Here is a 437-nt window from a genome sequence, read left to right on the forward strand (position 1 = left end):
GACGGCGTCCAGGATATAGGGAACAAAGAGGCGGTTTACCACGAAGCCGGGGGTGTCCTTGCAGGTGATGAAGGTCTTGCCCATCTTCGTGGCCACCTCCTTGGCGGTCTCGGTGGTGGACGCTTCGGTCTGCAGGGCGGGGATGATTTCGATCAGCTTCATCATCGGTACGGGGTTGAAGAAGTGCATGCCGACGAATTTCCCCGGACGCTTGACCAGGGCCGCCATTTCGGTGATGGCGATCGAGGAGGTGTTCGTCGCATAGATCACGTCGTCGCCGCAGACGGCGTCGAGCTTGCCGAACAGCTCCTTCTTGACCTCGATGTCCTCGAAGACCGCCTCGATGATGAAGGAGGCGCCGGCCAGGCTGCTCACATCCGTGGAGAAGCTGATGCGGCCGAGGGTCTCCTCCATCTGCGCTTCGGTGATCTTCTCCT

1 protein-coding gene is annotated in these 437 nt (G+C 60.4%); it reads right to left on the minus strand.

The annotated features are described in order from the left end of the window. Positions 1-437, minus strand: a 437-nt coding sequence (locus DTF_RS23950) for a 3-hydroxyacyl-CoA dehydrogenase family protein (RefSeq protein WP_162148660.1), incomplete at both ends; no start/stop codon positions are given.

This window comes from Desulfuromonas sp. TF, assembly GCF_000472285.1.
GTDB lineage: Bacteria > Desulfobacterota > Desulfuromonadia > Desulfuromonadales > ATBO01 > ATBO01.